The 26,028-nt window shown below is 39.6% G+C and carries 27 protein-coding genes; 4 read left to right on the plus strand and 23 right to left on the minus strand.

Features of this window, described 5'->3' with window-relative positions; all coding sequences use genetic code 11:
• Nucleotides 1-95 precede the first annotated feature (95 nt).
• A complete protein-coding gene (locus tag PQ511_RS05070) occupies nucleotides 96-1,028 on the plus strand; it encodes a Na/Pi symporter (RefSeq protein WP_273850842.1) in 933 nt (310 codons plus the stop codon).
• A 45-nt stretch (nucleotides 1,029-1,073) separates the two neighbouring features.
• Here the strand turns inward: PQ511_RS05070 and deoC are convergent, their stop codons facing one another.
• The 12 genes from deoC to gpr form a co-directional block, all read right to left on the minus strand.
• Nucleotides 1,074-1,745, minus strand: coding sequence for a deoxyribose-phosphate aldolase (gene deoC / locus PQ511_RS05075; RefSeq protein WP_273850843.1), 672 nt, complete (start codon nucleotides 1,743-1,745; stop codon nucleotides 1,074-1,076).
• A gap of 54 nt (nucleotides 1,746-1,799) precedes the next feature.
• Nucleotides 1,800-3,155 carry a tRNA (N(6)-L-threonylcarbamoyladenosine(37)-C(2))-methylthiotransferase MtaB gene (gene mtaB / locus PQ511_RS05080; RefSeq protein WP_273850844.1) on the minus strand — a complete coding sequence of 452 codons (1,356 nt, stop codon included), beginning with the start codon at nucleotides 3,153-3,155 and terminating at the stop codon, nucleotides 1,800-1,802.
• Between the two features lie 4 nt (nucleotides 3,156-3,159).
• Complete coding sequence (locus PQ511_RS05085) at nucleotides 3,160-3,912, minus strand: 16S rRNA (uracil(1498)-N(3))-methyltransferase (protein ID WP_273850845.1); 753 nt, start codon at nucleotides 3,910-3,912, stop codon at nucleotides 3,160-3,162.
• A gap of 12 nt (nucleotides 3,913-3,924) precedes the next feature.
• A complete protein-coding gene (gene prmA, locus PQ511_RS05090) occupies nucleotides 3,925-4,869 on the minus strand; it encodes a 50S ribosomal protein L11 methyltransferase (RefSeq protein WP_273850846.1) in 945 nt (314 codons plus the stop codon).
• A 92-nt stretch (nucleotides 4,870-4,961) separates the two neighbouring features.
• A complete protein-coding gene (gene dnaJ, locus PQ511_RS05095; protein WP_273850847.1) occupies nucleotides 4,962-6,071 on the minus strand; it encodes a molecular chaperone DnaJ in 1,110 nt (369 codons plus the stop codon).
• Nucleotides 6,072-6,407: 336 nt separating this feature from the next.
• Nucleotides 6,408-8,240 (minus strand): molecular chaperone DnaK, encoded by a 1,833-nt coding sequence (dnaK, locus tag PQ511_RS05100; protein WP_273850848.1) that lies wholly within the window; start codon nucleotides 8,238-8,240, stop codon nucleotides 6,408-6,410.
• Between the two features lie 31 nt (nucleotides 8,241-8,271).
• A complete protein-coding gene (gene grpE, locus PQ511_RS05105) occupies nucleotides 8,272-8,844 on the minus strand; it encodes a nucleotide exchange factor GrpE (RefSeq protein WP_273850849.1) in 573 nt (190 codons plus the stop codon).
• Between the two features lie 92 nt (nucleotides 8,845-8,936).
• Nucleotides 8,937-9,977, minus strand: coding sequence for a heat-inducible transcriptional repressor HrcA (hrcA, locus tag PQ511_RS05110; protein WP_273850850.1), 1,041 nt, complete (start codon nucleotides 9,975-9,977; stop codon nucleotides 8,937-8,939).
• A 178-nt stretch (nucleotides 9,978-10,155) separates the two neighbouring features.
• Complete coding sequence (gene hemW, locus PQ511_RS05115; RefSeq protein ID WP_273850851.1) at nucleotides 10,156-11,298, minus strand: radical SAM family heme chaperone HemW; 1,143 nt, start codon at nucleotides 11,296-11,298, stop codon at nucleotides 10,156-10,158.
• Nucleotides 11,299-11,401: 103 nt separating this feature from the next.
• Nucleotides 11,402-13,234 (minus strand): translation elongation factor 4, encoded by a 1,833-nt coding sequence (gene lepA, locus PQ511_RS05120; protein ID WP_273850852.1) that lies wholly within the window; start codon nucleotides 13,232-13,234, stop codon nucleotides 11,402-11,404.
• A 169-nt stretch (nucleotides 13,235-13,403) separates the two neighbouring features.
• Nucleotides 13,404-13,751, minus strand: coding sequence for a DUF3679 domain-containing protein (locus PQ511_RS05125; protein WP_273850853.1), 348 nt, complete (start codon nucleotides 13,749-13,751; stop codon nucleotides 13,404-13,406).
• A 65-nt stretch (nucleotides 13,752-13,816) separates the two neighbouring features.
• Nucleotides 13,817-14,935 (minus strand): GPR endopeptidase, encoded by a 1,119-nt coding sequence (gene gpr / locus PQ511_RS05130; protein ID WP_273851137.1) that lies wholly within the window; start codon nucleotides 14,933-14,935, stop codon nucleotides 13,817-13,819.
• Nucleotides 14,936-15,088: 153 nt separating this feature from the next.
• Between gpr and rpsT the strand changes: the two genes are divergently transcribed.
• Complete coding sequence (rpsT, locus tag PQ511_RS05135) at nucleotides 15,089-15,355, plus strand: 30S ribosomal protein S20 (protein WP_224593615.1); 267 nt, start codon at nucleotides 15,089-15,091, stop codon at nucleotides 15,353-15,355.
• Between the two features lie 45 nt (nucleotides 15,356-15,400).
• Here the strand turns inward: rpsT and holA are convergent, their stop codons facing one another.
• Nucleotides 15,401-16,423, minus strand: coding sequence for a DNA polymerase III subunit delta (holA, locus tag PQ511_RS05140; RefSeq protein ID WP_273850854.1), 1,023 nt, complete (start codon nucleotides 16,421-16,423; stop codon nucleotides 15,401-15,403).
• A gap of 402 nt (nucleotides 16,424-16,825) precedes the next feature.
• Between holA and PQ511_RS05145 the strand changes: the two genes are divergently transcribed.
• Complete coding sequence (locus PQ511_RS05145) at nucleotides 16,826-16,957, plus strand: YqzM family protein (RefSeq protein WP_224593611.1); 132 nt, start codon at nucleotides 16,826-16,828, stop codon at nucleotides 16,955-16,957.
• 20 nt (nucleotides 16,958-16,977) lie between these two features.
• Here the strand turns inward: PQ511_RS05145 and PQ511_RS05150 are convergent, their stop codons facing one another.
• The 3 genes from PQ511_RS05150 to PQ511_RS05160 form a co-directional block, all read right to left on the minus strand.
• A complete protein-coding gene (locus PQ511_RS05150; RefSeq protein ID WP_273850855.1) occupies nucleotides 16,978-19,245 on the minus strand; it encodes a DNA internalization-related competence protein ComEC/Rec2 in 2,268 nt (755 codons plus the stop codon).
• Nucleotides 19,246-19,262: 17 nt separating this feature from the next.
• Nucleotides 19,263-19,826 carry a ComE operon protein 2 gene (locus tag PQ511_RS05155; protein ID WP_273850856.1) on the minus strand — a complete coding sequence of 188 codons (564 nt, stop codon included), beginning with the start codon at nucleotides 19,824-19,826 and terminating at the stop codon, nucleotides 19,263-19,265.
• Nucleotides 19,827-19,890: 64 nt separating this feature from the next.
• Nucleotides 19,891-20,502, minus strand: a complete 612-nt coding sequence (locus PQ511_RS05160; RefSeq protein ID WP_273850857.1) for a helix-hairpin-helix domain-containing protein — start codon at nucleotides 20,500-20,502, stop codon at nucleotides 19,891-19,893.
• 101 nt (nucleotides 20,503-20,603) lie between these two features.
• Between PQ511_RS05160 and comER the strand changes: the two genes are divergently transcribed.
• A complete protein-coding gene (comER, locus tag PQ511_RS05165; RefSeq protein WP_273850858.1) occupies nucleotides 20,604-21,440 on the plus strand; it encodes a late competence protein ComER in 837 nt (278 codons plus the stop codon).
• An 89-nt stretch (nucleotides 21,441-21,529) separates the two neighbouring features.
• On the opposite strand, the gene PQ511_RS05170 is transcribed toward comER, so the two are convergent.
• The 7 genes from PQ511_RS05170 to yqeH are packed head-to-tail and all read right to left on the minus strand — an operon-like array spanning nucleotide 21,530 to nucleotide 26,026.
• Complete coding sequence (locus PQ511_RS05170) at nucleotides 21,530-22,258, minus strand: class I SAM-dependent DNA methyltransferase (RefSeq protein ID WP_273850859.1); 729 nt, start codon at nucleotides 22,256-22,258, stop codon at nucleotides 21,530-21,532.
• Nucleotide 22,259: 1 nt separating this feature from the next.
• Entirely contained in the window at nucleotides 22,260-22,613 is a 354-nt protein-coding gene (rsfS, locus tag PQ511_RS05175; RefSeq protein WP_226656788.1) for a ribosome silencing factor, read from the minus strand.
• Nucleotides 22,614-22,633: 20 nt separating this feature from the next.
• Entirely contained in the window at nucleotides 22,634-23,200 is a 567-nt protein-coding gene (gene yqeK / locus PQ511_RS05180) for a bis(5'-nucleosyl)-tetraphosphatase (symmetrical) YqeK (protein ID WP_273850860.1), read from the minus strand.
• Entirely contained in the window at nucleotides 23,187-23,759 is a 573-nt protein-coding gene (locus PQ511_RS05185; protein WP_420541658.1) for a nicotinate-nucleotide adenylyltransferase, read from the minus strand. Before PQ511_RS05185 ends, yqeK begins: the two co-directional genes overlap by 14 nt.
• A gap of 17 nt (nucleotides 23,760-23,776) precedes the next feature.
• Nucleotides 23,777-24,067: a ribosome assembly RNA-binding protein YhbY gene (yhbY, locus tag PQ511_RS05190; RefSeq protein ID WP_273850862.1), complete on the minus strand. Its 291-nt coding sequence runs from the start codon at nucleotides 24,065-24,067 to the stop codon at nucleotides 23,777-23,779.
• A complete protein-coding gene (gene aroE / locus PQ511_RS05195) occupies nucleotides 24,061-24,906 on the minus strand; it encodes a shikimate dehydrogenase (protein WP_273850863.1) in 846 nt (281 codons plus the stop codon). Before aroE ends, yhbY begins: the two co-directional genes overlap by 7 nt.
• A gap of 10 nt (nucleotides 24,907-24,916) precedes the next feature.
• Nucleotides 24,917-26,026 (minus strand): ribosome biogenesis GTPase YqeH, encoded by a 1,110-nt coding sequence (yqeH, locus tag PQ511_RS05200; RefSeq protein WP_273850864.1) that lies wholly within the window; start codon nucleotides 26,024-26,026, stop codon nucleotides 24,917-24,919.
• Between the last annotated feature and the right edge of the window lie 2 nt (nucleotides 26,027-26,028).

The following is a 26,028-nucleotide window of genomic DNA, read 5'->3' on the forward strand; positions in this document are numbered from 1 at the left end:
CATATTAAACGGAAATACCCTTAGTCAAAAAATAAGGAGCATGTAGATGGAATCTTGTCCATAAACTTTATAACGGAAAGGAGAATTTATTAAAAATGAGTCCATATCTCGCCTCTTTTATCGTCTTTATAAGTATCTTTCTTTTTGGAATGACCATACTTCGTATTGGATTAAATTCGATCTCTACTTCAAAGTTACAGAAGTGGCTTTATCTTGCCTCTTCTACACCAGTTCGTGGTTTACTAACAGGAGCACTTGTCACTGCGATCTTACAAAGTAGCTCTGCCGTTATGGTCCTAACCATCAGTTTAATTGCGGCTAGGCTACTTACATTTAGACAGTCCATCGGCATTATTCTCGGTACAAATATCGGCACAACACTAACTGCAGAATTAATGACGCTTAATCCAGAAAACCTAGTATTACCGTTATTACTTACCGGGTTTATATTGCTTCAAATGCGCCATCAGATCAGTTTTAGTATAGGAACTGTATGCTTTGGGCTAGGCTGTATTTTTGTATCGATGCATGGACTCGAAGCGCTAGCCCTCCCTTTATCTACCCTTTCCTTTTTTGAACATGTGATTTACGAAACAAATTCCAGTTTGCTATATGGAATTGGCATTGGAACGATACTTACTGCTCTTATTCAATCAAGTTCAGCCACGACAGGAATTACAATGGGATTTATTAATCAGGATCTCCTTTCCCTACCCGCGGCTATTGCTATTTTGTATGGTTCAAATGTTGGCACATGTATTACGGCGTTAATGGCTAGTATAGGTAGCACCAAGGAAGCAAAACTTGCCGCCTATGCGCACGTTTGGATCAACATCATAGGTGTTATCCTATTCTTTCCATTAATTGGATTGTTCGGCTCATTTGCAGCAAGCTTAACCTCTTTCCCGGACGTTCAACTTGCACACGTTTCCATTTTATTCAATGTACTTTCCGCGTTTTTATTTTTACCATTTACCGGGTTCTTCGCCTTATCGATTGAAAGGTTACACAATTATAGATTGAACTAAAAAACCATCACTTTTTATAAAAAAAGTGATGGTTTTTCAATTTAATTAATAATCTGTATCAGCCGTTTCACCTTGAACAATTTTCACTCCAGCACTCGCGCCAATACGTGTAGCACCAGCATCAATCATCGCTTGAGAACCTTCTAAATCACGAACGCCTCCAGATGCCTTTACGCCAATGTTTGGTCCAACGGTTTTTCTCATCAGCTTAATATCTTCTACTGTTGCTCCACCGGTTGAAAAACCTGTTGAAGTTTTTACATAATCAGCACCCGCTTTAACGGAAAGCTCACATGCACGTGTTTTTTCTTCATCTGTTAACAGACAAGTTTCGATAATAACTTTTACAAGTGCTTTGCCTTTTGCTGCTTCAACAACCGCTTTAATATCTTGCTCCACAAGTTCATTGTTACCGTCTTTAAGTGCGCCGATATTAATAACCATATCAACTTCAGTAGCACCTTTTTGAATGGCATCAGTTGTTTCAAATGCTTTTGTCTCAGTTGTAACGGCTCCTAATGGGAAACCAATAACGGTACAAACTTTCGCTTCTGCTCCTTCTAACTTCTCGGCAGCAAGCGACACCCATGTAGGATTTACACAGACAGAAGCAAAGTTAAATTCTCTTGCTTCTTCACAAAGTTTTTCAATTTGCTCTCGACTTGTATCTGGTTTAAGCGCAGTGTGGTCAATCATTTTTGCTAGTTCTTTATTCATGATCGTCATCCTTCCAATTCTGTTTAAATAACCTATTCTATTCTAATCTCTACATTAAAATGAGGCAACTGCAGCGGTGGGCTCATCCTCATTCATAACACGAACAAATTGTCCTTCGTTATAAGGATATCCTGCTTTTGTAATTTTCACTTTAACGATTTTTCCTATCATTGCTTCAGATGCTTTGAAAACCACTTTCATATAGTTCGCTGAATAGCCAACATATAAGTCTGAATTTGGATCATCCTTATATTTTTCTTCAGGAATGACCTCAAGAACTTCTCCTTCATAGTGAGAAGCATACTCTTTTGCAAGCTGATTGGATAACTCAATTAAATGATGAACTCGCTTGTTTTTAATTTCATCATCAACCTGATCTTCCATACGAGCAGCAGGGGTACCAGTGCGCCTTGAAAAAGGAAAAACGTGAAGTTCTGAGAATTTATGTTTGGCAATAAAGTTATATGTTTCTTGAAATTCTTCTTCTGTTTCACCTGGAAAACCTACAATAACATCTGAAGTAATCGCAAGTCCTGGAAGAGCTTTTTTCAAACGCTCCAAGCGCTCGCCAAACATTTCCATTGTATACTTTCTTCTCATGCGCTGAAGTACCGTGTTTGATCCTGATTGAAGAGGAATATGCAAATGCGGAACAACTTTTTCCGACTGGTTTAATACTTCAATCACTTCGTCCGTTACTTGACTTGCTTCTATCGATGAAATGCGAATTCGTTTCAAACCTTTTACTTTTTCATCAAGATCTCGAAGAAGCTGAGCAAAATTATAATCCTTTAAATCTTCTCCATATCCCGCTGTATGAATACCAGTAAGAACGATTTCTTTGTAGCCTGCATCAACAAGTTGCTGTGCTTGTGTAATGACAGCTTCAGGCTCACGAGATCTTAGAAGTCCTCTTGCCCATGGAATTATGCAGAAGGTACAAAAATTGTTACAGCCTTCCTGGATCTTAAGAGAGGCACGTGTACGATCTGTAAATGCAGGAACTTCAAGTTCTTCATACACACGGGCTTTCATAATATTTCCTACCCCATTCACAGGCTCTCGTTCGCGTTTGTATTGCTCAATGTAATCAAGCATTTTAACGCGATCCTGCGTACCTACTACCACATCAACACCAGGAATTGCCATAATTTCAGCAGGGGATGTTTGAGCATAACAGCCAGTCACGCAAATGACAGCATCAGGGTTTTTACGGATTGCTCGACGAATAACCTGTCGACTTTTTTTATCTCCCGTATTTGTTACAGTACAAGTATTTATAACGTATACATCAGATGCATGATCAAACTCTACTCGTTCGTAATCATGATCTTTAAACAACTGCCAAATCGCTTCCGTTTCATAGTGATTCACTTTACAACCTAATGTATGGAATGCAACTGAAGGCATATCATCACCTCATTAATTCAAAATGATAAGAAATTGCTGCTAGTACATACATAGCAGCCGTTTCTGTTCGTAATATTCTAGGACCAAGTCCACATGAAGAGAACCCAGCTTCTTTCAAAGTCGCGACTTCATTTTCTGATAGACCGCCTTCCGGACCAAAAACAACCATTATTCGATCGTTCCAATTTGCCTCGTGAAGCGTTTGAACGAGCTTAGCAGACTCTCCTGCTCTTGCATCTTCTTCGTAAGCAATTAATTTATAATCATATGATTCGCTTGTCTTAATCAATGAAGATAGAGAATGAGGCATATCAATAGCCGGTATCGTTGTGCGATGAGATTGCTCAGCCGCTTCTTTTGCAATCTTTTTTAATCTCTGCAACTTTTTTGCACTTTTTTGCTCATCCCATTTTACAACAGAACGTTCAGCTTTAAAAGGGATAAACTGATCTGCTCCAAGCTCTGTTCCTTTTTGTATGACCGTTTCAAGTTTGTCGCCCTTAGGTAACCCCTGTACAATTGTCACGTTAACAGGTAAGCGCTTTTGCTCGTCAAGCCACTCTTTTGGTGTTGCTTTGATGAATTCAGTTGAAAGCTCATCTATTTCGCAGATCGCTGATTCACCGTCTTCTGTACAACAAATAATCTGGTCTCCAGCGCTCATCCTCATTACTCTCGAAATATGCTTGACATCTTCCCCTTCAATCATAACATGATCCTGATGAAGCTGAGATTTAGAAATAAAATAGCGTTGCATCAATCTCTCTCCTTACTCGTGCGGCTTTCTCGCAATGAACGCAACCCAATCTTCCATTTGTAGCGTTTCTTCAATTTCCATCCCCTGATCCAAAATCGATTGTTTTACTTCTTGCTTCTTGGCCGTAATGATACCAGAAGTAATAAAAGCGCCACCCGGCTTTAGAACCCTTGCAACGTCATCAGTAAAACGAACGATAATTTCGGATAGTAAGTTCGCAACAATCACATCATAAGTTTGTTCCACACCTTCTAAAAGGTTGTTTTGACTCACATTAATTTTGTGATGAACTTTATTAAGTTTCGTATTGAGAGCAGCGCTTTTCACAGCTATTTCGTCCAAATCAAGAGCATCTACTGAATCTGCTCCCAAACTCGCTGCTGCTATACTTAAGACCCCAGAGCCAGTACCGACATCAATGACACGCTGTCCTGGCTGAATAATTTTCTCAAGTGCTTGTACGCATAAAACCGTTGTCGGATGTGTACCAGTTCCAAAAGCCATACCAGGATCTAACTCAATAATAATTTCATCTGTTTTCACCGGCTGATAGTCTTCCCAAGTGGGTGTAATGGTAATGCGTTCAGAGATTTTGACAGGTTTATAATATTTCTTCCATGCTGTAGCCCATTCTTCCTCATTCACTTCACTAATTTGAACCGTGTTATGACCTAAATCAATATCATAGACAAGCAATCCATTAATTGCTTCTTTAATTTGTTCAACCGTTTCACCAAGAAAACTATTGACAGGTAAGTACGCCTTTAAAATAACGCCTTCCTCAGGATAATCATCAGGATTAAGCTGATATACCTCTCCGAAAGTAGTATCCCATACTTTCACAAGATCCATCGGGTCTTCAATCACTACCCCACTGGCTCCTGCTTCATGTAGAATGTTTGATACCGCTTCAATTGCTTCGTTTGTTGTATGAATGCTAATTTCAGACCATTTCATTCATTGCCCACTCCTCTTTTGGATCCTTTTTTTCGGAAAGGAAACAGGCAGGCCATGTTGTACGGCCTGCTTGCTACCAGCTTTCATCTTGCTTATTCTCCCTTAAATGCCTTTTTAACTTTTGAGAAGAAATTCTCATGTTGTTCATCAGGCACCTGTCCGGAAATTTCACTAAATTCACGTAAAAGATCTTTTTGACGCTCAGTTAAGTTTTTAGGTGTAATCACCTGAATTTTAACATGCTGATCTCCCTGACCGTATCCTCTAACATTTTGAATCCCTTTACCCTTCAGACGGAAATTTGTACCGCTCTGGGTTCCAGCTGGAACTTTAAGCTTTACTTTTCCATGTAACGTCGGAACTTCAATCTCATCACCAAGACCCGCTTGAGAGAACGTAATTGGCATTTGACATAGTACATCATCACCGCTACGCTCGTAAAAATCATGTGATTTCACATAAACAACAACAAACAGATCTCCTGGAGGGCCACCATTTACGCCCGCTTCACCTTTACCAGTAATCCGAATTTGTTGACCTTCATCAATACCAGCAGGAATTTTAACGTGGATCTTTTTCTTCACTTCCACTTTTCCTTTACCGCGGCAAGTCTTACACTTTTCTTTAATAAGCTTACCTGTTCCTTCACAGTGGTGACAAACGCGACGATTCACAACGCGCCCAAACGGCGTGTTTTGTTCAACGTTTAACTGGCCTGCACCACCACAGTGATGACATGTTTCAGGCGAAGTTCCGGGCTTTGCACCAGAACCGTCACATGTCGAACATTCCTCTTCTTTTGGTATATAAATATCCGTTTCTTTACCAAAAGCCGCTTCCTCAAATGTTAATTCCATCGAATATTGAAGGTCAGCACCCTGTCTTGGTGCATTTGGATTGCGTCGGCCACCGCCACCAAAGAACATATCAAAGATGTCGCCAAAGCCACCAAAATCAGCTCCGCCTCCGCCAAAACCTTGGTTCGGATCCGCATGCCCAAACTGGTCGTATTGAGCTCTCTTTTGCGAGTCGCTTAATACTTCATATGCTTCTGTCACTTCTTTAAATTTTTCGTCTGCACCAGGTTCCTGATTAATATCAGGATGATATTGCTTGGCAAGCTTGCGATAAGCTTTTTTCATTTCAGCTTCCGAAGCATCTTTACTAACGCCAAGCACTTCATAATAATCTCGTTTACTCATCGTATCCACTCCCGATTCTCTTCACATAACGTTTATCATATCATTGAGTTTATACGCTCTGCAATACTATATCGTTAGCACCAGTGAACGTTAACAATTATTGGAAGGAGTTTTCAACTGAAACACTAAAAAAGTGACATCAGCATGTCTCTCCAATAACCTAAAAAGTCCAAACCTTCCTTGTATGGAAAAACGTGATTTGTGATTATTTCTATAAGATCTTTTATATGAACCTCTCAACATCAACGTCACTTTGTCAACAAGTAGTTAACAGTTTAAACGAAAAAAGTCAAAGTCAAGATACGCCTGACTTTGACTTTTTTTCGTATCATTTTCTTACTTTTTGTCGTCGTCTACCTCTTCGTATTCAGCATCAACAACGTTATCATCTGCTTGCTCTGCTCCGCCTTCTTCGCCAGCTTGAGCTTGTTGAGCTTGTGCAGCTTGCTCATATACTTTCATTGAAAGAGCTTGAACGATTTCTTGAAGCTCATCTTTCGCAGTGCGAATCGCTTCAATGTCGTCATTTTCAAGAGCTGCTTTCACTTTATCTTTCGCTTCATTAGCTTTTGTTACTTCTTCTTCCTCTACTTGACCTTCAAGGTCTTTTAGAGTCTTCTCAGTAGTAAATACTAGCTGATCAGCTTCATTGCGAGTTTCAACTTCTTCACGGCGTTTCTTGTCATCTTCCGCGTTCGCTTCAGCATCTTTCACCATGTTTTCAATCTCGTCATCAGAAAGACCGCTTGAAGACTTAATCGTGATTGACTGTTCTTTATTCGTGCCAAGATCCTTCGCACGAACATTCACAATACCGTTTTTGTCAATATCAAATGATACTTCGATTTGCGGCGTTCCTCGCGGAGCTGGAGGAATATCAGTCAACTGGAAACGACCAAGCGTTTTATTATACTGAGCCATTTCACGCTCACCTTGCAGGACGTGAATGTCTACTGAAGGCTGGTTATCTGCCGCTGTTGAAAACGTTTGTGACTTACTTGTAGGAATCGTAGTATTACGCTCAATGAGTTTTGTAAATACGCCACCCATTGTTTCAATACCAAGAGAAAGTGGTGTTACGTCAAGAAGAACAACGTCTTTTACGTCACCAGCGATGACACCAGCTTGAATAGCTGCACCAAGAGCAACCACTTCATCAGGATTTACCCCTTTGTGTGGATCTTGACCGGTTTCTTTCTTAATTGCTTCTTGAACTGCAGGAATACGAGTAGACCCACCAACAAGAATAACTTTGTCAAGTTCAGAAGGAGACATGCCAGCATCTTTAAGTGCTTGACGAGTAGGCGCCATTGTACGCTCTACCAAGCTTGCAGAAAGTTCTTCGAATTTAGCACGAGTTAGGTTTAGCTCAAGGTGTTTCGGTCCTGAAGCATCTGCTGTGATAAATGGAAGAGAAATTTGTGTTTGAGCAACTCCTGAAAGATCTTTTTTGGCTTTTTCAGCAGCGTCTTTCAAACGTTGTAGTGCCATCTTATCTTGACCAAGATCTACACCAGTATCTTTCTTAAATTCAGCAACTAAGTGATCGATGATCACCTGGTCAAAGTCGTCACCACCAAGACGATTGTCACCAGCAGTAGACTTAACTTCAAATACGCCTCCACCAAGTTCAAGGATTGATACGTCAAACGTACCACCACCAAGGTCAAATACTAAGATTGTTTGATCTTCGTCTTCCTTATCAAGACCATAAGCAAGTGCTGCAGCAGTTGGTTCGTTTACAATTCGCTCGACTTCAAGACCAGCGATTTTACCAGCATCTTTTGTTGCTTGGCGCTCAGCATCGTTAAAGTAAGCAGGCACTGTAATCACCGCTTTTTCAACACCTTCTCCAAGGTAATCTTCAGCATAAGATTTTAGCTTTTGAAGAATGATTGCAGAAATTTCTTGAGGAGAGAAAGATTTACCCTCTACATCTACTTTATGATCTGTACCCATATGACGCTTAATTGATTGAATTGTGTTCGGGTTTGTAATTGCTTGACGTTTTGCAACTTCACCTACAAGGCGTTCTTCATCTTTAAATGCAACGACAGATGGCGTTGTACGACTACCCTCTGGGTTCGGGATAACGGTAGCTTCTCCGCCTTCCATTACTGCAATACAAGAGTTTGTTGTACCTAAGTCAATACCGATAATTTTACTCATTACATTCTACCTCCTATTTCTTAATATGTAGTTAAGAGCTTACCTTTACCATTGCTGGTCGAAGGACGCGATCGTTTAATTGATAGCCTTTTTGTAAGACCTCTACAACCACATCTGAATCATGTTCATCAGATTCAACCTGCATAACAGCCTGATGGAGATGCGGGTTGAATGCTTCTCCTACAGTACCAATTTCTTCTACACCTTCATTTGCAAGTGCTTCTTTCAGTTGACGATACACCATTTCCATTCCAGTTAGCAATGACGTTACTTGCTCGTTATCACTTTGAACAGCTAACGCACGTTCAAAATTATCCATCGCTGGAAGTAACCCTTCTGCTAATTTCTGAGAACGGTATTTTGCATCTGCACTACGTTCTTCACGCGTTCTACGGCGGAAGTTATCGTATTCTGCCTGAGTGCGCATATATTTATTCTCAAGCTCTTCTACTTGCTGTTGCAAGTTCTCAAGCTCTTCATTTTCATTGGTTTCAGATACTTCAATCACTTCAGGTTCATCATTCTCTTCAGCATTTTGCTCAAGATTCTCTTCCTCTTCCGTTAGAAGTTCTTCTTCCTCTTGATGACTGTTTTGCTTTTCCACGAATTTCACCTCCCTATCGAAATATACCAAATCATTCGCTCATAGAAAAGGATGGAAGAAATGTTTCTCCCACCTTCTTCACTATTACCAAATTACCAGTGTTTGAAACTTTGATATCGATCTGTAAGTGTCTTAGTCAGATCATTTGCTAGGAAACCCAGAATACTCATAGAGCGTTGATACTCCATTCTAGTCGGTCCAAGTAAAGCGATAGAACCCATTCGTTTCCCTTCAATAAAATAATCTGCTGTCACAATACTGCAATGTTGCATCGCTTCAAGATCATTTTCTTGACCAATTTTAACTTCAATCCCGTTTTTCTCTGGACGAAGAATATTGTACATGACATCATCTTGTTCGAACGTATTAAGTAATAACCTGACTTTGTCTATGTCCTTAAACTCAGGCTGAGTAAGAATATTTGTCTTACCTCCGTAATAAACTTTTTCTGCATTCGTATAGAGGAAAAGACTTTCAAGCATAGTGTTTACTTGATTGTAATTCTCGATATGCTTCTTCAAAACAGTTGCCATTTCTTTCATCATGGTAGACTTCAAGGAAATAAGTGGAACATCCTTCAAGCGCTCATTCATAATGTTAACAACTTTTTCAATATCAGACATGCTAACCGAAGGCGGAATCTTCATCGTTCGATTCTCAACGTGTCCGCTGTCAGCTACTAAAATAACGACAGCTGTATCCTTGGATAGTGGAATGATTTGTATTTGGCGAAGTTTCGTTTCAAAAACTTCAGGTCCAAGAATGATTGACGTATATTGAGTAAGTTCAGAAAGAATACCCGCAGATTGCTGAATCACTTTTTCTACTTCCACCATTCTCTCAGCAAAAAGAGAATGAATGTTATTCACATCTTTCTTGGAAAGCACGGGTGGAGATAGAAGATGATCCACGTAAAAACGATAGCCTTTTTCGGATGGTACTCTGCCCGATGAACTATGCGTTTTCTCGATATAACCCATCTCTTCAAGATCTGCAAGTTCGTTGCGGATCGTTGCAGAGCTAAACGTAACGTCTTCACGTTTTGAAATAGTGCGTGAGCCAACGGGTTCAGCCGTCTGAATATAGTCGTTAATTAACAACTGCAAAATGAATAGTTGACGTTCTGTTAACATCTCCTCATCACCTCTGTTAGCACTCTAAGGTACTGAGTGCTAAATCTAATAATAAGGTAACAGAAACTTATTTTAGTTGTCAATCATTACGTTAATCATTATTCTCCCCAAACATTAGTTTATAGGAAAAGGGCATGAATTAGTCATCCTTACAACCAATAGGTGATAAGCGATACTACTAAATCGCAAGAAATTCTTGAAACACTTCGTTACCTAAAAAGAAGCCTTGTTCTGTTAAAGCAATATGTGTTCCCGTATCCTGGATAAGTTGATTTCGTACTAACTTATTGATTTGCTCACTAAATACTTCTTCGATTGATTGATTGAATTTCTTTTGAAATGTTGCTTTAGAGACCCCTTCTTTCATGCGAAGTCCCATGAACATCTCTTCCTCCATCCGCTCATTTTCCGTGAGCACATTGTCATCCATATATGGAAAGCCGCTTTCATCGATCTTCGTCATATATTGTTTGAGAGGACCGGCGTTTGCTCTTCTCACTCCATTGATATAGCTGTGAGCACCTGCCCCAATACCGTAATACTCATTATTTTTCCAGTACGTAATATTGTGTTGGCTTTCATAACCTGTTTTCGCAAAGTTACTTATTTCATATTGCATTAAACCGACTTCTTCAAGACGCTTGATTAGCAGCTCATACATATCAGCTTCCGCTTCTTCTGTAGGTAAGGGTAATTCCCCTTTACGCCACTTATTGTAGAAGACAGTTTTTTTCTCTACTTGTAACGAATAAGAAGAGATGTGTGTAATGCCCAATTCTATCGCTTTCGTAATTGACTCTGAGAACTGGTCAATCGTTTGATCTGGTAATCCGAACATAAGATCTAACGAGAGATTCACAAACCCCTCGCTCTGTGCCATTCGAACAATTTCTCCAATCTCTGCAACTGAATGGCCTCTACCAAGTTTATTTAGGAGAGAATCCTGGAATGCTTGTGCTCCTATACTTAAACGATTCACCCCATAAGCCTTCATAATTCTAAGCTTTTCTGGTGTAACGCTACCTGGATTTGCTTCCATTGAAAATTCAACAGTATTCGATAACAAAGAACCAAACCGATTCTGAACGTCTTTTAAAAATCGTTCAAGTTGTTGCTCATTTAGCGCTGTAGGCGTGCCTCCTCCGACAAAGATTGTCTCAATGCGATCTGTTGGAAACTGTTCAAGAGTATGCTTCATTTCCAAATCCATATGAGCCAAATAATCATCTACAGGCTGCCCCTGCATAAACACTTTATTAAAATCACAATAGTGACAAATATAATCGCAAAACGGAATGTGTAAATAAACAGCGTTAACCATTTCAATCACTGCTTTCTGACATAATGTAAAGACCGCAGAAACGCTCTGCGGTCTTCTAACCTACATAGTATAAAAATCAACTTAGCACTTCAACTAAAGCACCTTAATTATTTTTTGAGTTGTCTTGACGAAGAACAGCCATAAACGCTTCCTGTGGCACTTCGACTTTCCCTACTGTTTTCATTCGCTTTTTACCTTCTTTTTGTTTCTCAAGAAGCTTACGCTTACGGGAAATGTCCCCACCATAACATTTGGCAAGTACGTTCTTACGCATCGCCTTGATGGTTGAACGTGCCACAATCTTTTGTCCAATTGAAGCTTGAATTGGCACTTCGAATTGCTGTCTTGGGATTAGATCTTTCAAAGTTTCAGTGATATCTTTCCCACGATCGTAAGCAAAGTCTCTGTGTACAATTATAGAAAGCGCATCAATTTTCTCAGCGTTAAGAAGAATATCCATCTTAACTAAGTTTGATGCTCGGTAACCAATCAATTCATAGTCAAAGGAAGCATACCCTTTCGTGCTTGACTTCAATTGATCGAAGAAGTCATATACGATTTCAGAAAGAGGAATATGATAAACAATATTAACCCGACTTTCATCCATATACTGCATGTCAATGAAATCACCGCGTTTGCCCTGACACAATTCCATAATTGCTCCAACATAGTCGTTAGGCGCCATGATTGTTGCTTTTACATAAGGCTCTTGTACTTCTGCGATGGATTGCGCATCCGGCATCATAGCAGGGTTATCAATAATAATTTCTTCTCCATCAGTAAGTTTCACCTGGTAAATAACACTAGGTGCTGTCGTGATGAGGTCAATGTTAAACTCTCTTTCAATTCGCTCCTGAACGATTTCCATGTGAAGAAGACCGAGAAAACCACAGCGGAAACCAAAACCTAGTGCCTGAGACGTTTCTGCTTCATATTGAAGAGAAGAGTCATTAAGTTCAAGTCGTTCCAGGGCTTCACGTAAATCATTGTACTGTGCCGAATCTACTGGATACAGACCACAATACACCATTGGATTCATTCGACGGTAACCGGGAAGTGGGTTTGCAGCTGGATTTTTCACTGATGTAATGGTATCACCGACGCGAGAATCCCCAACATTCTTAATGGCAGCAGTGAGAAATCCTACATCACCAACAGAAAGTTCCTTCTTAGCGACTGGCTTCGGATTAAATACACCTAGCTCATTCACTTCAAATTCTTTTCCTGTAGCCATCATGCGAATTTTATCACCAACTTTTACAGACCCTTCTGTTATTCGAATATATGCAACAACTCCTCTATAAGGGTCATAGAGAGAGTCAAAGATAAGGGCTTGTAACGGACCTTCAGGATCTCCCTGAGGCGCTGGCACTTTTTCTACAATTTGTTCTAAAATGTCTTCGATACCAATTCCTGACTTAGCAGAAGCGAGTACAGCTTCAGAAGCATCCAATCCAATAACATCTTCTACTTCTTGGCGCACTCGTTCGGGCTCAGCGCTTGGCAAATCAATTTTATTAATAACTGGCAGGATTTCCAGATCATTATCGAGAGCCAGATAAACGTTTGCTAACGTCTGGGCTTCAATCCCTTGTGCTGCGTCGACAATTAACAGGGCTCCTTCACAAGCTGCAAGGCTTCTAGATACTTCATAAGAGAAGTCGACGTGACCTGGTGTATCGATTAAGTGAAAAATGTATTCTTCTCCATCTTTCGCTGTATAAGTAAGTTGAACGGAATTCAGTTTAATCGTAATGCCTCGTTCACGTTCAAGATCCATCGCATCAAGCGTCTGATCTTTCATTTCACGGTCAGTTAACGCACCTGTCCGTTCTAAAATACGGTCAGCAAGAGTCGATTTTCCATGGTCAATATGTGCGATAATGGAAAAATTTCGAATCCTGGACTGTCTTTTCAATTTTTCTTCAAGGTTCATCTACTAATCACTCCTAAGGCGAAACTACGCTATTATAGATTATAGCAATACCGCTGTCTAGATTCAATCCGCAATCCGCCTATATCTTAGAAGTTCAGCTTCCACACACCATTTATCCTTAGTGAGTAAAGGAAAAACGAACAAAAAAAGGGCGCAACTGCGCCCCCCTTTACTTTTGAAAAAATGATAATAGTGTTGTAATTACCGTAAATACAAATGCCAAAATCGCTTGAATTAGCGAAGAAACCCACTTGCTTAAAATGCTACCTAATTGTCCTAGCACATTAAATTCATTTGCATGTTCAATTGTTTTTTGCTTACTTTGTAAGTCATGAGGTGTAACAGAAGTGCCAAGGATTTCAGCCTCTACACCGTTCGAAGTATTAATCTGAAAAGCACCTGTACTTTCACTTGCTTGCATGCTATTCATATTTTTAGAAGCTTGCTCCATTCCAAGAAGTACTCCAAATAAAAGCAATGAAACAAGAAGAAAAGTTTTCAGAAAAAACGTCGCCATCTCTCCGGCTCCTTTCTGATTAAGCCTGTCCCTCTTATACGTATGCCTAATAATCATTCATATGACTAGTGAGTATACATACCACTATTCTGCTGATCCACATCTCCATGAAGGCAACTATTAAGCCCTCCCGAAATCACATTCGCCATATCCTCTATAAAGACGTCCACTTCTTTTGGAGTAACCATTAAGTTATGCCCCATTGGTGCAAGAACTTCACGTATTAAGTTTCTCTTTTCTTCCTCTTCAAGCGTACCAACCATCCCCATAAACGTTTGTCGTTTCCCTTCATCCGGCAAATCTTCTTCTGTAAACGTTTTTCTTTCTCCAAAAGTCATGCCAGCTGGTGCTAGAGATTTTGATGGTTTACCTTTTTCTTTCAGCTCTCTTCCGAAATGTTTTAAGATAAAATCGATTGTATCACTCGTAATGGAAACCGCATCGACAACAGTCGGAATGCCAATGGCGATGACAGGAATGCCTAGTGTATCAAAACTTAACTCTTTTCGTTTGTTCCCTACGCCAGATCCAGGATGAATACCTGTGTCGGATATTTGAATCGTAGTATTTACGCGTTCAATTGAACGTGATGCAAGAGCATCAATCGCTATGACGAAGTCTGGCTTCGCTTTTTCAATAACACCATGAATAATATCACTCGTCTCAATTCCAGTAATCCCCATTACACCAGGGGTAATGGCACTTACCGGTCGAAATCCATCTGAAACTGTTTCAGGTTGGAGCTCAAATAAATGGTTCGTTATAAGCAAGTTCGATACCACAAGTGGTCCAAGCGAATCTGGGGTAACATTCCAGTTCCCAAGCCCCACTATTAAACAGCTCGCTTCTTTGGTGATATTCTGTAGCTTTAAAAATGCAGCGAATTCATGGGCGAAAACATCTTGAACAGTCTGTTGAAGAGCTGAGTCTTTTTTTCGAATTCCTTGCACTTCAAAAGTTAAGTAGTGTCCAGCTTTTTTACCAATTTCTTTCTCGCCCTCTATTGTGACCTCTACTGTTGTAATATTTACACCTTGTTCATTTCTCTCTTTCACAACAACGCCCTTTAATCCGTCAGGCTCTTCCTTCATACTCTTCGCTTTTTTTTCTTTCACCATCTCTTGCGCTTCGACTGCAAGATCAGTTCGGACTTGATATTTTTCCAGTTCAATGCTTCCCATCAGATCACCTCTTGTTCTATCTGTTACCTGTTAGCGTATCCCCGAAAGAAGGTTTTCATTCTCTATTGCAATTCGTTGACCTATTTGATAGAATGTTTCTTGTTCTATGCACGGATATGACATGGAATTGTTAAGCCTTGCAAGGAGGTGAAAGGTATGCCAAACATTAAATCTGCGGTAAAACGCGTGAAAACTTCATCAGATCGTCGCGCTAATAACGTCGCTTTCAAATCTGAAATGCGTTCTGCAATCAAGAATTTTGAAGCGAAAGTAGAAGCGAAAGACGTTGAAGCTGCAAAGTCAGCTCTTAGCCAAGCTTCTAAGCGCATCGACAAAGCTGCTGACAAAGGAATCATTCATAAAAACACAGTAGCACGTAAAAAATCTCGTCTTACAAAAATGTACAACGAGATTTCTGCGTAATTCCTTTATAACGTTAAAAGCTGTTGGGATCTCCCAACAGCTTTTTTATGCATTCTTAATTTTCGTAACTAACAATTCAAGAATAAGCCTTTTATCCATTTTGCCTGTTTTCATTTCATAATCGGATTCTGCAATTTGATCTAGAATATAGCGTAGTTTTTCTTCTTCAAAACTGCGACTTTGTTGTTGAGCAATTTTCACCGCATACGGATGCAACTTAAGCGTAGAAGCCATTTGCTTCTGTCCATATCCTCTTTTTGAAAGTTCACTTACCTGATAGATGATTCGGAATTGCCTACCGATTAATGAAAGAATTTTGATGGGCTCTTCATTAATCTTTAATAAATCATATAGAATACGGAAAGCTTTGTTTAAATCTTGTCTGACGATACGATCGATGAGGGCAAAAATGTCATTTTCTAACGTTCTTGCCACAAGAAGGTCAACGACCTCCGCATTCACAATGCCACCTTCCCCCACGTACAGCGCCATTTTATCAATTTCCTGTCGCAATAACATTAAATGACTACCGGTTAATTGAACGAGCCTTTCTTCGCCTTCCTGATCAAGAGAAACACCTTGTTCCTTTGCACGTTGCTGAAGCCATTCCCCTAGATGACTTTCTTGAAGTGATTCTGCTTTTACAAAAGCTCCCGCTTTCTTAATCGTTTTTACCAATTTCTTTCGCTCATCAAGCTTTTCATAAGGTGCCTCTATAACAAGAATCGTAAAAGGAGATGGGTTTTCAGCATAGCGCTGAAGCGAATCGAGATCATGCTCAACTTTATTCTTATCCTTTACTGCTGTTAGAAATAAGGGGTTCTTTAATATAATGACGCGCTTTTCTCCTAGAAACGGCAGAGTTTCAGCATCTTCTACTGCTGCTTGTACTGGGGTTTCGTTCAAGTCATAATAAGCAAGTCCAAATTCTCTTTCTTCTTCTGGAAGCGCATGATCAATAATCATTTTTTGCAATTCATCAATCAAAAATGCTTCTGTTCCTGTTAACAGGTAAATGGAGTCTAACTGATCCTGTTTAATTTTTTTCTTTAAGTCTGAAATGGACATCTATGTACACCTCGTTTTCATTCGTCCATTTCTATCCTAATCCGTCAAAACGATGTTGGCAAGTAGAAAAGGGAAGCCGGCTGCTATAACCAGCCTCCCATTTATAGTAAACGCTCCTTCGTAAGGCCTAGGACTCTTACGAAGCAACGATGTTCGGTTTGTAGTAGATAGGATATCCTATGCAAACTCAAAGTATGGGTGACAACTCTTTACAGGAAAGGGAGTGATTCTTTCGCATAATTTTATTTCACTAACTCCTGATCAGTTGTTGAAGAATAAAGACATAAAGTGGAATACATGATACAATATTGTTTGAAATGTACCTTTTTAGGAAATCCCCTACATAACGACTACATAAGTAGTGAACAATGAATACGAAGGGGAAAGCAGGAGGGAAGGCAAATGAACGAGTTTGAAAAAGATGTTCAAGCTAAGGATAATGACGCTGTTCAGTCAGCTGTCGGCTTTGCAGTACCATTTTTATTCTTTTCCATCATTTTCTTCACGGCTGTAATCATTAAAGCTCTTGGCTAAATAGACTGCCTTCTGGCAGTCTATTTTCCATTTAGCATAACGGACCACTCTCCAGAGTTATGCCATTTATAAGTGTATCGAATTGTACCATAGACGTCTGTTCTAAGAATGGAAATACCGAGTTCTTTATACCGATTTACCACTTCTTCACTAGGGTGCCCGTAACGATTGTTTTCTCCCACTGAAATGATTGCTAACTTTGGGACGATTGTTTCTAGAAACTCCTTTGAACTAGAAGTGGAGCTTCCGTGATGCCCCACTTTTAGCACATCAATTTGAGAAAGAGATACTTTAGACAGTAGCTGCTGTTCCCCCGCCTCTTCAAGATCACCTGTAAACAGCCAGCTGTATCCACCAACATTGGCTTGCATTATGATACTCCCATCGTTCTCCTCCTCCGTTTGGAGCGCCTGAATAATCGTAAACTGCGCCTCCCCAACGGTCCACGATTGCCCCTCTTTTGCATTTGAGACAGATACCTTATTTGATTTTGCAGTTTGTAGTAACTTCTTTTCGATTTCTGTCTGTTCTTTACTTCGATCAAGCAACATTTTTTTTACAGATATTCCTTCTAAAACTTCAATCGCTCCACCTGCGTGATCAAAATCACCATGAGAAAGAATAAATAAATCAACCTCACGAATGCCCTTCGATTTTAAATAAGGAAGAACAATATCACGTCCAGTATCGAATATGGAATCCCTTTGCCTCCATTCTTCATCTTTTCCAAAACTCGGCTTTCCCCCTGTATCAATTAAGATAACCTGGCGTTTAAAAGGAAGTGTAATTAAGATGCTATCTCCTTGGCCAACATCAATGAACGTAATTTCCCCGGCTGGACTTAAATAGGGAGCAATATATAGAATCCCACAATAAAGCAACCAGATGACACCCGCTTTCATCATCCCTCCACGCTCCCATAACAGTGCTATAGAGAAACAGATTACAAAAGCAAGAATAAGTCCACCTTCTGACAAGGCTCCAAATATTACGTTCATATTTAACTCCGAAAGAAACAAAAAAAACTGATGAATAAAGCTGATCACCTTAGAAAGTAGTTCAGACACAACTGTAAAAAGGAATGTAAGAGAAAGAAAATCGAAGAAGAAAAGCAACAACAGTGTTGGTAATACAATAATTGAAATAAATGGAACGTACAGGAGGTTTAACCCTAAACTAAGAATAGAAATTTGAGAGAAGTGATAAATGACTAGTGGAAATGAAACAACTTGTGCGAGAACTGATAAAGCAAGAAGTTTAGTAAATGGATGGTGGTAACGCTTTAAAATTGTTTGAGAGGAAACGATTAAAGCAAATGCAATAAGAAAAGAAAGCTGAAACCCAATATGAAATGCATAGTAAGGATTTATTAACAGCGTCATTAAGCAAGCTACCGCAATGCCATCAAGAGGGTTAATCTTTAACTGATAACGCAAACTAAGAGCAACTGCCATAGCCATTATGGAAGCCCTTACTACCGATGGCGCACCGCCTGTAAAGATGAGATAAAAAGGATAAAAAAGGAGCAGTATACTATACGCTTTCTCTCTTGTCACGCCGATTCGTATTACGAACCAAAAAAATAGCCCTCCTATAACACCTACATGTAAACCAGATACAGCAAGTACATGACTAAGGCCCAATTCTTGATAAGCTTCAATCACATCTGTCGGTAATAAACTGCGATCTCCAACCAATAAAGACGCTGCAATACCTTGCAATTGAATTGGGTAATTTAATGCAATATCTGACACTACCTTTTGGCGATATTGATGGATTTTAGTAATAAAAGATGGAGATAAAGACTCACATGAAGGGCTTTCATTCAGTACATAAATCCAGTGAATTTTCTTATGATAAAGGTAACGTTCGTAGTTAAAAAGGGAAGGAACTCTTAGAGGTGATGGGGGTTTAAGTGATCCTGCCAATGAACAGGAGTCTCCAACTTGTAAAAGTTTCAATTCATTCTTTTCTTTTTCAGTTGCGAGGTAATACTGTACCTTTAATTTCTCCGAAGCTGTTGCCGCTTCGAAAGAAAGAGAATCGCCTTCCATTTGAGGAAGCGAGGTGATTTTTCCTGTTAAAGCTACTTCTCCTTCTTTTAATGATGTGAAATTAGCGTCATTCACAAAAGCTGTATAACTAAAAAACAGCAGGAAGGTAAGGCCAACAAATAGCATTAGCCTCTTCTTATCCCTCCATAACCAAAGCAACAAAACAATTCCTACGCAAACGGCATAGAAGGAATCGACACCGATCACGCCAAGTAGTGCAGAAAGAGCAAACAACCATATGTTTCCTTTCATTACATACCGTATAATTTGGAAGCTTTCTCATATAAAGGCTTTACTTCAGTTGCATCAACACCTGCAGCCGATAGCTTATCTAATAAATCAGCGGTTAAATCAAGTTTTTCTTGACTATTCGTATCAAGAATCATTTCTTCAAGTTCTACCTGCCTAACCACTACACCAGCATCTTCAAATAACTCTACAGCATAGGGATGATTTTTATAATCTTCGGCATAAATGACTGTTTTAATTCCCGCTTGAATAATCGCTTTACAACAATTAATACAAGGGAAATGAGTAACATATATCTCCGCGCCAGTAGTTTGTACACCAAATTTAGCACATTGGATAATGGCATTCATCTCGGCATGAATGGTTCGCACACAGTGATTATCAATGACATAACATCCTTCGTCTATACAATGAACCCCGCCAGAAACAGATCCATTGTATCCCCCGGCAATCATACGTTTGTCTCTTACAATTGTTGCGCCAACAGTTAAACGAGTACACGTGCTTCTAAGAGCAAGCAAATGGCTTTGAGCCATAAAATACTGATCCCACGAAATACGTTCCATGGTTTTCCCCCCAATGTTTTTATCTTCTATTAGTTTGATCGAAATAATCCTTCTCGTCAATCACTCATTGTACCGTGATTAAATCCTTTAATTTCTCAAAAGTTTTTTCGCCTATTCCACTTATATTCTGCAGATCCTCCACAACACCGAATGGCCCCTCTTCTTCTCTATACTGAATAATTGCCTCTGCTTTAGCAGGACCTATCCCAGGAAGTTGTTGAAGCTCGGTAAGATCAGCCGTATTAATTGAAATGAGAGAGGTTTCATTTTTAGCACTACTTGCCACCGGTGTTTCCCCTAGTAACGGAACGTAAATCATCATCTCGTCAGTTACTTTTCCAGCGAGATTAAGCTGGGTTTGATCTGCTTCTTTCAGAAATCCGCCGGCCTTTTGAATCACATCCTTTACACGCCCATTTGTATGTACTTCATATACACCGGGTGTAGTGACTGCTCCCTTTACATCTACTAGGACGATTGCACTCTCATTTCCTAAAGATGTAGGAGAAGCATCTTTTACTTGCTCTTGCTCCACCGATACCTCTTCTTCAAATGGAAATGGTTCTTCCTTGCCACGAGGCACATCATAATAAAAAAATAAACCAATTCCAACTGTGAGCAAAATAAGACAGAGAAGTACCTTTTCACGTGGGGTTAACGCTTTAAGATGGTTCATTACGCCTTCATACCTTTCGAATGTTTCTTCATCATAAACATATAATGAGACGTTCTTACATATGTTGTAGGAGAAATGTGTTTGGAAGGAGGGGGAGTTCATTGAAAATCGGTGTTATTGGTACCGGCAATATGGGGACCATACTTGTGTCTTCCTTTATTGATTCTTGCGCCGTAATACCTTCCCATCTCACAATTGTGAATCGTTCAAGTGAAAAGGCTATAAAATTGAAGCAACAATACCCGTCATTACAGGTCGTTAAGAGCGCAGATGAAGTGGTAAAAAAATCTGACATGATCTTTATTTGTGTGAAACCTCATGAATATTTCCCGCTGTTAAAAAAAATGCAGTCTAATCTAAAACAGCAACAATTAATTGTTTCAATTACAAGCCCGATAAAGGTTAGTGAGATTGAATCCTTTGTCGGTTGTGAAGTAGCTAGAGCCATTCCAAGCATTACGAACAGAGCACTTAGTGGTGCATCACTTGTCACGTTTGGAAGTCGTTGTTCCGAAGCCAACAAAGTGAAACTGCTTTATTTAATGTCACAAATTTCTACACCGATTGAAACAGAGGAAGAAATCACGAGAGTTTCCTCTGATATCGTGAGTTGTGGACCTGCTTTTTTAAGTTATTTGATCCAACAATTTATCGAAGGAGCAGTGACAGAAACGAACATATCAAATGAGCAAGCGACAATCCTAGCAACAGAAATGCTTATTGGCATGGGAAAACTTCTTGAAAAAGATTATTTTTCTTTGGAGACTTTACAACGAAAAGTGACCGTAAAAGGAGGCGTTACAGGAGAAGGATTGAAAGTTCTCGAAGCAGAAACAGGAGAAATGTTTCATCATTTGATTCAGAGCACTCATAAAAAATTCGAGGAAGATCGAGAAGGCATCAAGCAGCAAGTAAAGGAAGAATCAAAGCAGAAATAAAGTGGTCTGTAGTTTGATTCGCTACGAATATAAAAACTCCTTTAATTGAAATTAAAAAAGAGTGATTTCAGATGAAATCACTCTTTTTCTTACTTAACTGCTCTGAAGAATATGCGCTCAGATGTTGATTTGGGTGGATTTGAAGTGAAATCAGCCGTCACACAAATCATGTCAAAACCCGCTTCACTTAACCAATTTTTATATTCTTCAATTGAAAATGTTCTTTGATAATGCACTTCATCAAACCGTTCATATAATCCCTCTTCATTTTCAACAAAGAAGCTAAGTTCATGTTCAACGGCCCCTTTTTCTTCACCAGCAAAGCTGTTCCATATATAGGAGATGTCATCTTCACTACTTGAAAAAGTGTTCCCTACAAATAAGGATTGTATCTTATATAAGGAATGAACATCGAACAAAACAACACCACCAGGTTTTAGGTGTTGATATACCTTTGATAGAGTGGCTTGAACCCCTTCAATGTCACTTACATAATTTAAAGAATCACAAAAAATTGTAATGACATCATACAGCTCTCCCGTATCAAGCTCTCGCATATCTTGCTGTAAAAACTTGATAGGAAGTTTTGCTTGAATCGCTTTGTCTTGAGCAACCGAGAGCATATGTTCAGATAGATCAACCGCCGTCACTTCAAAACCAACTTGAGCAAGCAGAATGGAACATTCACCTGTTCCCGAACCCAAATCAAGAACTTTACCAGTATCAGCTTCCTTTTTTACCAGGTCTACCCACTCACCATATGGAGCTTCTTCCATTAAACGATCATAAACATAAGAAAAGCGTTCATATGATTGCATCTTAAGCTAGAATTTCCTCAAGTGGTAAATGCGGAGCATCTCCCCAAAGCTTCTCAAGGTTATAATAGTGACGTTCATCCTTATGAAAAATGTGAACAATCACGCTTCCTAAGTCTACAAGAACCCAGCGAGCCTGATCATAACCTTCAAGTCGTTTAATATCCATCCCTTGTTCTAATGCCTGATCTTTAATTTCTTTCGCAATTGCTTGAACTTGTTTTTCTGAATTCCCGTGGCATATTAAAAAGTAGTCCGCAATTAAGGAGATTCCATTCATATTAAGAGCTACGATATCTTCTGCTCTTTTATCGTCAGCTGCCCTGGCAGCAAGGTTAATCATTTGCTTTTCATTCATTTAGTTTCCTCCATTTCTTCTCAGGCGTTTAAAGAATTTACAATGCTGTTGTACGTTAAGAACGTCGCCGGGTAAACGGGCTGATTCTTCTTCATTAAAAACTGCACAGTATTCCTGAGAGACAACGCAATTGCTTGGTCAAGATCTTTTTGCACAACTTCTCTAACTTCATCTACCCCAGGAAATGACCTGCCTGGCTCAATGTAATCAGCAATAAACACACACTTTTCCATTAACGTCATATTCGGACGACCTGACGTATGGTATTTAATCGCATTTAGAATCTCTTCATCTTCTATGCCTATCTCACTACGCACTAAATAAGCTCCAACCGGAGCGTGCCAAAGTTCGGGTGAATACTCGAGTAGATCTTTTTTGAGCGGCTGCTCAAGTATAATTTGGCGCATTTCATCCTTCGGCCTAAACTTTGCGTAATCATGAAAAATAGCAGCAATTTCAGTTCTTTGACGATCTGCCCCGTATTTCTCTGCGAGCTCAACCGCTGTATCCGTTACCCCAATTGTATGAACATAGCGATGCTCTGTTAAATGGGGCTTAACAATTTTTAACGCTTCAGTTCGATTCATATAATCCCTCCTCTGCAATAAAAGTTCGGACGGATTCAGGAAGTAGATATCTTACGCTCTTCTTTTCGTATAAATTTCTTCTTAATTCACTTGACGAGATATCGATTTGCGGCACATCAATAACGAATACGTTGAACTGCTCCTTATCTGGATGATAACCCGGTCGATTCACTCCAATAAATGAAATCATACGAGACAATTCATCAATGCGATGCCAGTTTGGTAAATCCTCAATCATGTCTCCACCAATGATAAAATAAAAATCGATCGCGGGATAATTCTCTTTCAAAATTTCAATAGTATCAATCGTATAAGACCGGTCATTACGTTCAAATTCGATTAACGAAAGTTTGAACTGAGGATTCCCTTCAATTGCGAGTTGAACCATTTTAACTCTTTGATGATTATCAGTAATATCGTGACCATTTTTATGAGGGGGGCGATGGCTAGGCATAAACCATACTTCATCAAGCTTACATGTTTCAAGCACCCCTTGCGCAATCGTTAAATGTCCAAGATGAGGGGGGTCAAATGTTCCGCCAAGTATGCCGACTCTCAACCTTTTTTCCTCAGCCATTACGGAAGAATAATTTCTTTATTCTCTTCTGATTCTTTATAAAGCACAATCATATTACCAATAATTTGAACGAGCTCTGCTCCAGTTGCGGTGGATAATTGCTCTCCTACACTATTACGATCTTCCTCACAATTTTGAAGAATGCTTACTTTAATAAGCTCTCTCGCCTCTAACGCTTCTTCAATTTGCATTGTCATATTTTCATTAACGCCGCCTTTACCTACTTGAAAAATAGGATTAAGACGATTCGCTTTTGCACGTAAAAAACGTTTTTGTTTACCTGTTAACATGAATATCCTCCTAACTCTTTTAAAACCGCATTTCTCATTCTTTGTCGATCGGGAGTTATTCCTGTCCACTTTTCAAAAGCAAGAGCTCCCTGTTCTACAAACATGGAAATGCCATTATCTGTAACCGCGCCTTTTTGTTTGGAAAGCTTTAACCATTTGGTTTCAAGCGGATTATAGATTAAATCACTTACAACTGTACCCTCGTTTAACCTTTCTACAGATAGAGGCATCCGATCTAGATGTGGACTCATACCTATAGAAGTAGTATTAATCACAACATCAAAGTGATGAAGCTCGGCTTCCGCCTCTTGGAGTGTTATTGCATTCGCAGAGGTATACGAGTTGCAAACACTCGAGAGATTCTCTGCTTTCTCAAGTGTACGGTTTGCTAGTGATAATGAAAGTACACCAGCCCTAGCAATACTAACAGCAACAGCACGAGCAGCGCCACCCGCTCCAATCACAAGGACTTTTTTGTTTTCCAAATCGTTTTCTTGTAGAAGCGTAAGTAAGGAAAGTAAATAACCTTTCCCATCAGTGTTAGTGCCAATATATTTACCATCCTGCTTGTATACAGTATTGACAGCACCAATATCAAGAGCTTCTTGTTCCACCTCATCGAGTAATGGGATAATGGCAACTTTGTGAGGAATGGTCACATTGAATCCTTGGATATCAAGCATCTTCATTGCCTCCACGCCATCCTCTAACTGTTCTGGTGAAAGATCAAATGCCTGGTAATGATGTGATAAGCCAAGCTCTTTAAACTCACCGTTATGCATCATTGGTGACATCGAATGCGCGATCGGATGACCAATAAGTCCATATAGTTTTCCCATTACCTGCCTCCTAAATTAATGATTTTCGGATTGAAACGCCAACGCCTTCAGGAGCATAGGCCTTAACAGTCGTCCCATTACCGGATACTGTCACCCATCCAAGTCCTGAAAAGACGATATCCATTTTTTCTTCCTTAATTCGAAGCTCATGTCCTACTAATGCAGGAAGCTCCTTTTTGGTTTGATCACCAGGAGGATAAAGTAGTTCACCAAGATGGTCTCGATAGAGCTCATCAGCTTTCTCCATTTTCGTACGATGAATATATAGTTCATTCGATAAATGACAAATAAAGGACTGTCTTCCACCCTCCACAAAATCAAGACGTGAAAGTCCTCCAAAGAAAAGAGTTTGTCCTTCATTCAATTGAAATACCTTTGGTTTTATTTCTTTTTTCGGGCTGATTAACTTTAATTCTTCAGCATTTACATAGTGAGCCATCTGGTGGTGATTAATAATTCCGGGCGTATCATATAACGTATTCCCATCATCGAGCGGAATATCAATCAAGTCAAGCGTTGTACCTGGAAATTGGCTAGTCGTAATCATTTGTTCTTCATCGCCGCCAAATTCCTGTATTAGTCGGTTTACAAACGTTGATTTCCCTACATTCGTACACCCAATAATATAAACGTCTCTTCCGTCTCTCAGACGATCAATTTCAGCAGCAACGTCCATCACACCATCGCCTTTATCAGCGCTCATTAACCTAACATCCGCTGGCTTTAATCCGTTTTCTTTGGCACTCGATTGCATCCACTTGATAAGCTTTGACTTGTTCACAGATTTAGGTAGTAGGTCAACCTTGTTTCCAACTAATAAGACAGGGTTTCCGCCTGCAAAACGCTGAATACCCGGTAACCAGCTTCCATTGAAGTCAAAAATGTCTACAATTTTAACGATTAGAGCATCTGTTTGACTAATTTCATTAAGGATTTTCAAGAAGTCATCATCCGTTAAAGAAACATCTTGAATTTCATTGTAATGTTTCAAACGGAAACAACGCTGACAGATGATTACATCTCTCTTAAGCGCAGAAGGTGGGGCGTATCCAAGAGCGTTTTTATCTTCTGTTTGAATGTGTACCCCACATCCTGCACAAATGATTTGTTCATTATCCAAAC

The organism is Guptibacillus spartinae (genome assembly GCF_028610625.1).
GTDB classification, from domain to species: Bacteria; Bacillota; Bacilli; order Bacillales; family Guptibacillaceae; genus Guptibacillus; species Guptibacillus spartinae.

Coding starts and splice junctions, on each gene's coding strand:
- PQ511_RS05070 (WP_273850842.1), top strand. CDS start 96: ATGAGTCCATATCTCGCCTCTTTTATCGTCTTTATAAGTATCTTTCTT.
- deoC (WP_273850843.1), bottom strand. CDS start 1,745: ATGAATAAAGAACTAGCAAAAATGATTGACCACACTGCGCTTAAACCA.
- mtaB (WP_273850844.1), bottom strand. CDS start 3,155: ATGCCTTCAGTTGCATTCCATACATTAGGTTGTAAAGTGAATCACTAT.
- PQ511_RS05085 (WP_273850845.1), bottom strand. CDS start 3,912: ATGCAACGCTATTTTATTTCTAAATCTCAGCTTCATCAGGATCATGTT.
- prmA (WP_273850846.1), bottom strand. CDS start 4,869: ATGAAATGGTCTGAAATTAGCATTCATACAACAAACGAAGCAATTGAA.
- dnaJ (WP_273850847.1), bottom strand. CDS start 6,071: ATGAGTAAACGAGATTATTATGAAGTGCTTGGCGTTAGTAAAGATGCT.
- dnaK (WP_273850848.1), bottom strand. CDS start 8,240: ATGAGTAAAATTATCGGTATTGACTTAGGTACAACAAACTCTTGTATT.
- hrcA (WP_273850850.1), bottom strand. CDS start 9,977: ATGTTAACAGAACGTCAACTATTCATTTTGCAGTTGTTAATTAACGAC.
- hemW (WP_273850851.1), bottom strand. CDS start 11,298: ATGGTTAACGCTGTTTATTTACACATTCCGTTTTGCGATTATATTTGT.
- lepA (WP_273850852.1), bottom strand. CDS start 13,234: ATGAACCTTGAAGAAAAATTGAAAAGACAGTCCAGGATTCGAAATTTT.
- PQ511_RS05125 (WP_273850853.1), bottom strand. CDS start 13,751: ATGGCGACGTTTTTTCTGAAAACTTTTCTTCTTGTTTCATTGCTTTTA.
- rpsT (WP_224593615.1), top strand. CDS start 15,089: ATGCCAAACATTAAATCTGCGGTAAAACGCGTGAAAACTTCATCAGAT.
- holA (WP_273850854.1), bottom strand. CDS start 16,423: ATGTCCATTTCAGACTTAAAGAAAAAAATTAAACAGGATCAGTTAGAC.
- PQ511_RS05145 (WP_224593611.1), top strand. CDS start 16,826: ATGAACGAGTTTGAAAAAGATGTTCAAGCTAAGGATAATGACGCTGTT.
- PQ511_RS05155 (WP_273850856.1), bottom strand. CDS start 19,826: ATGGAACGTATTTCGTGGGATCAGTATTTTATGGCTCAAAGCCATTTG.
- PQ511_RS05160 (WP_273850857.1), bottom strand. CDS start 20,502: ATGAACCATCTTAAAGCGTTAACCCCACGTGAAAAGGTACTTCTCTGT.
- PQ511_RS05170 (WP_273850859.1), bottom strand. CDS start 22,258: ATGCAATCATATGAACGCTTTTCTTATGTTTATGATCGTTTAATGGAA.
- rsfS (WP_226656788.1), bottom strand. CDS start 22,613: ATGAATGAAAAGCAAATGATTAACCTTGCTGCCAGGGCAGCTGACGAT.
- yqeK (WP_273850860.1), bottom strand. CDS start 23,200: ATGAATCGAACTGAAGCGTTAAAAATTGTTAAGCCCCATTTAACAGAG.
- yhbY (WP_273850862.1), bottom strand. CDS start 24,067: ATGTTAACAGGTAAACAAAAACGTTTTTTACGTGCAAAAGCGAATCGT.
- aroE (WP_273850863.1), bottom strand. CDS start 24,906: ATGGGAAAACTATATGGACTTATTGGTCATCCGATCGCGCATTCGATG.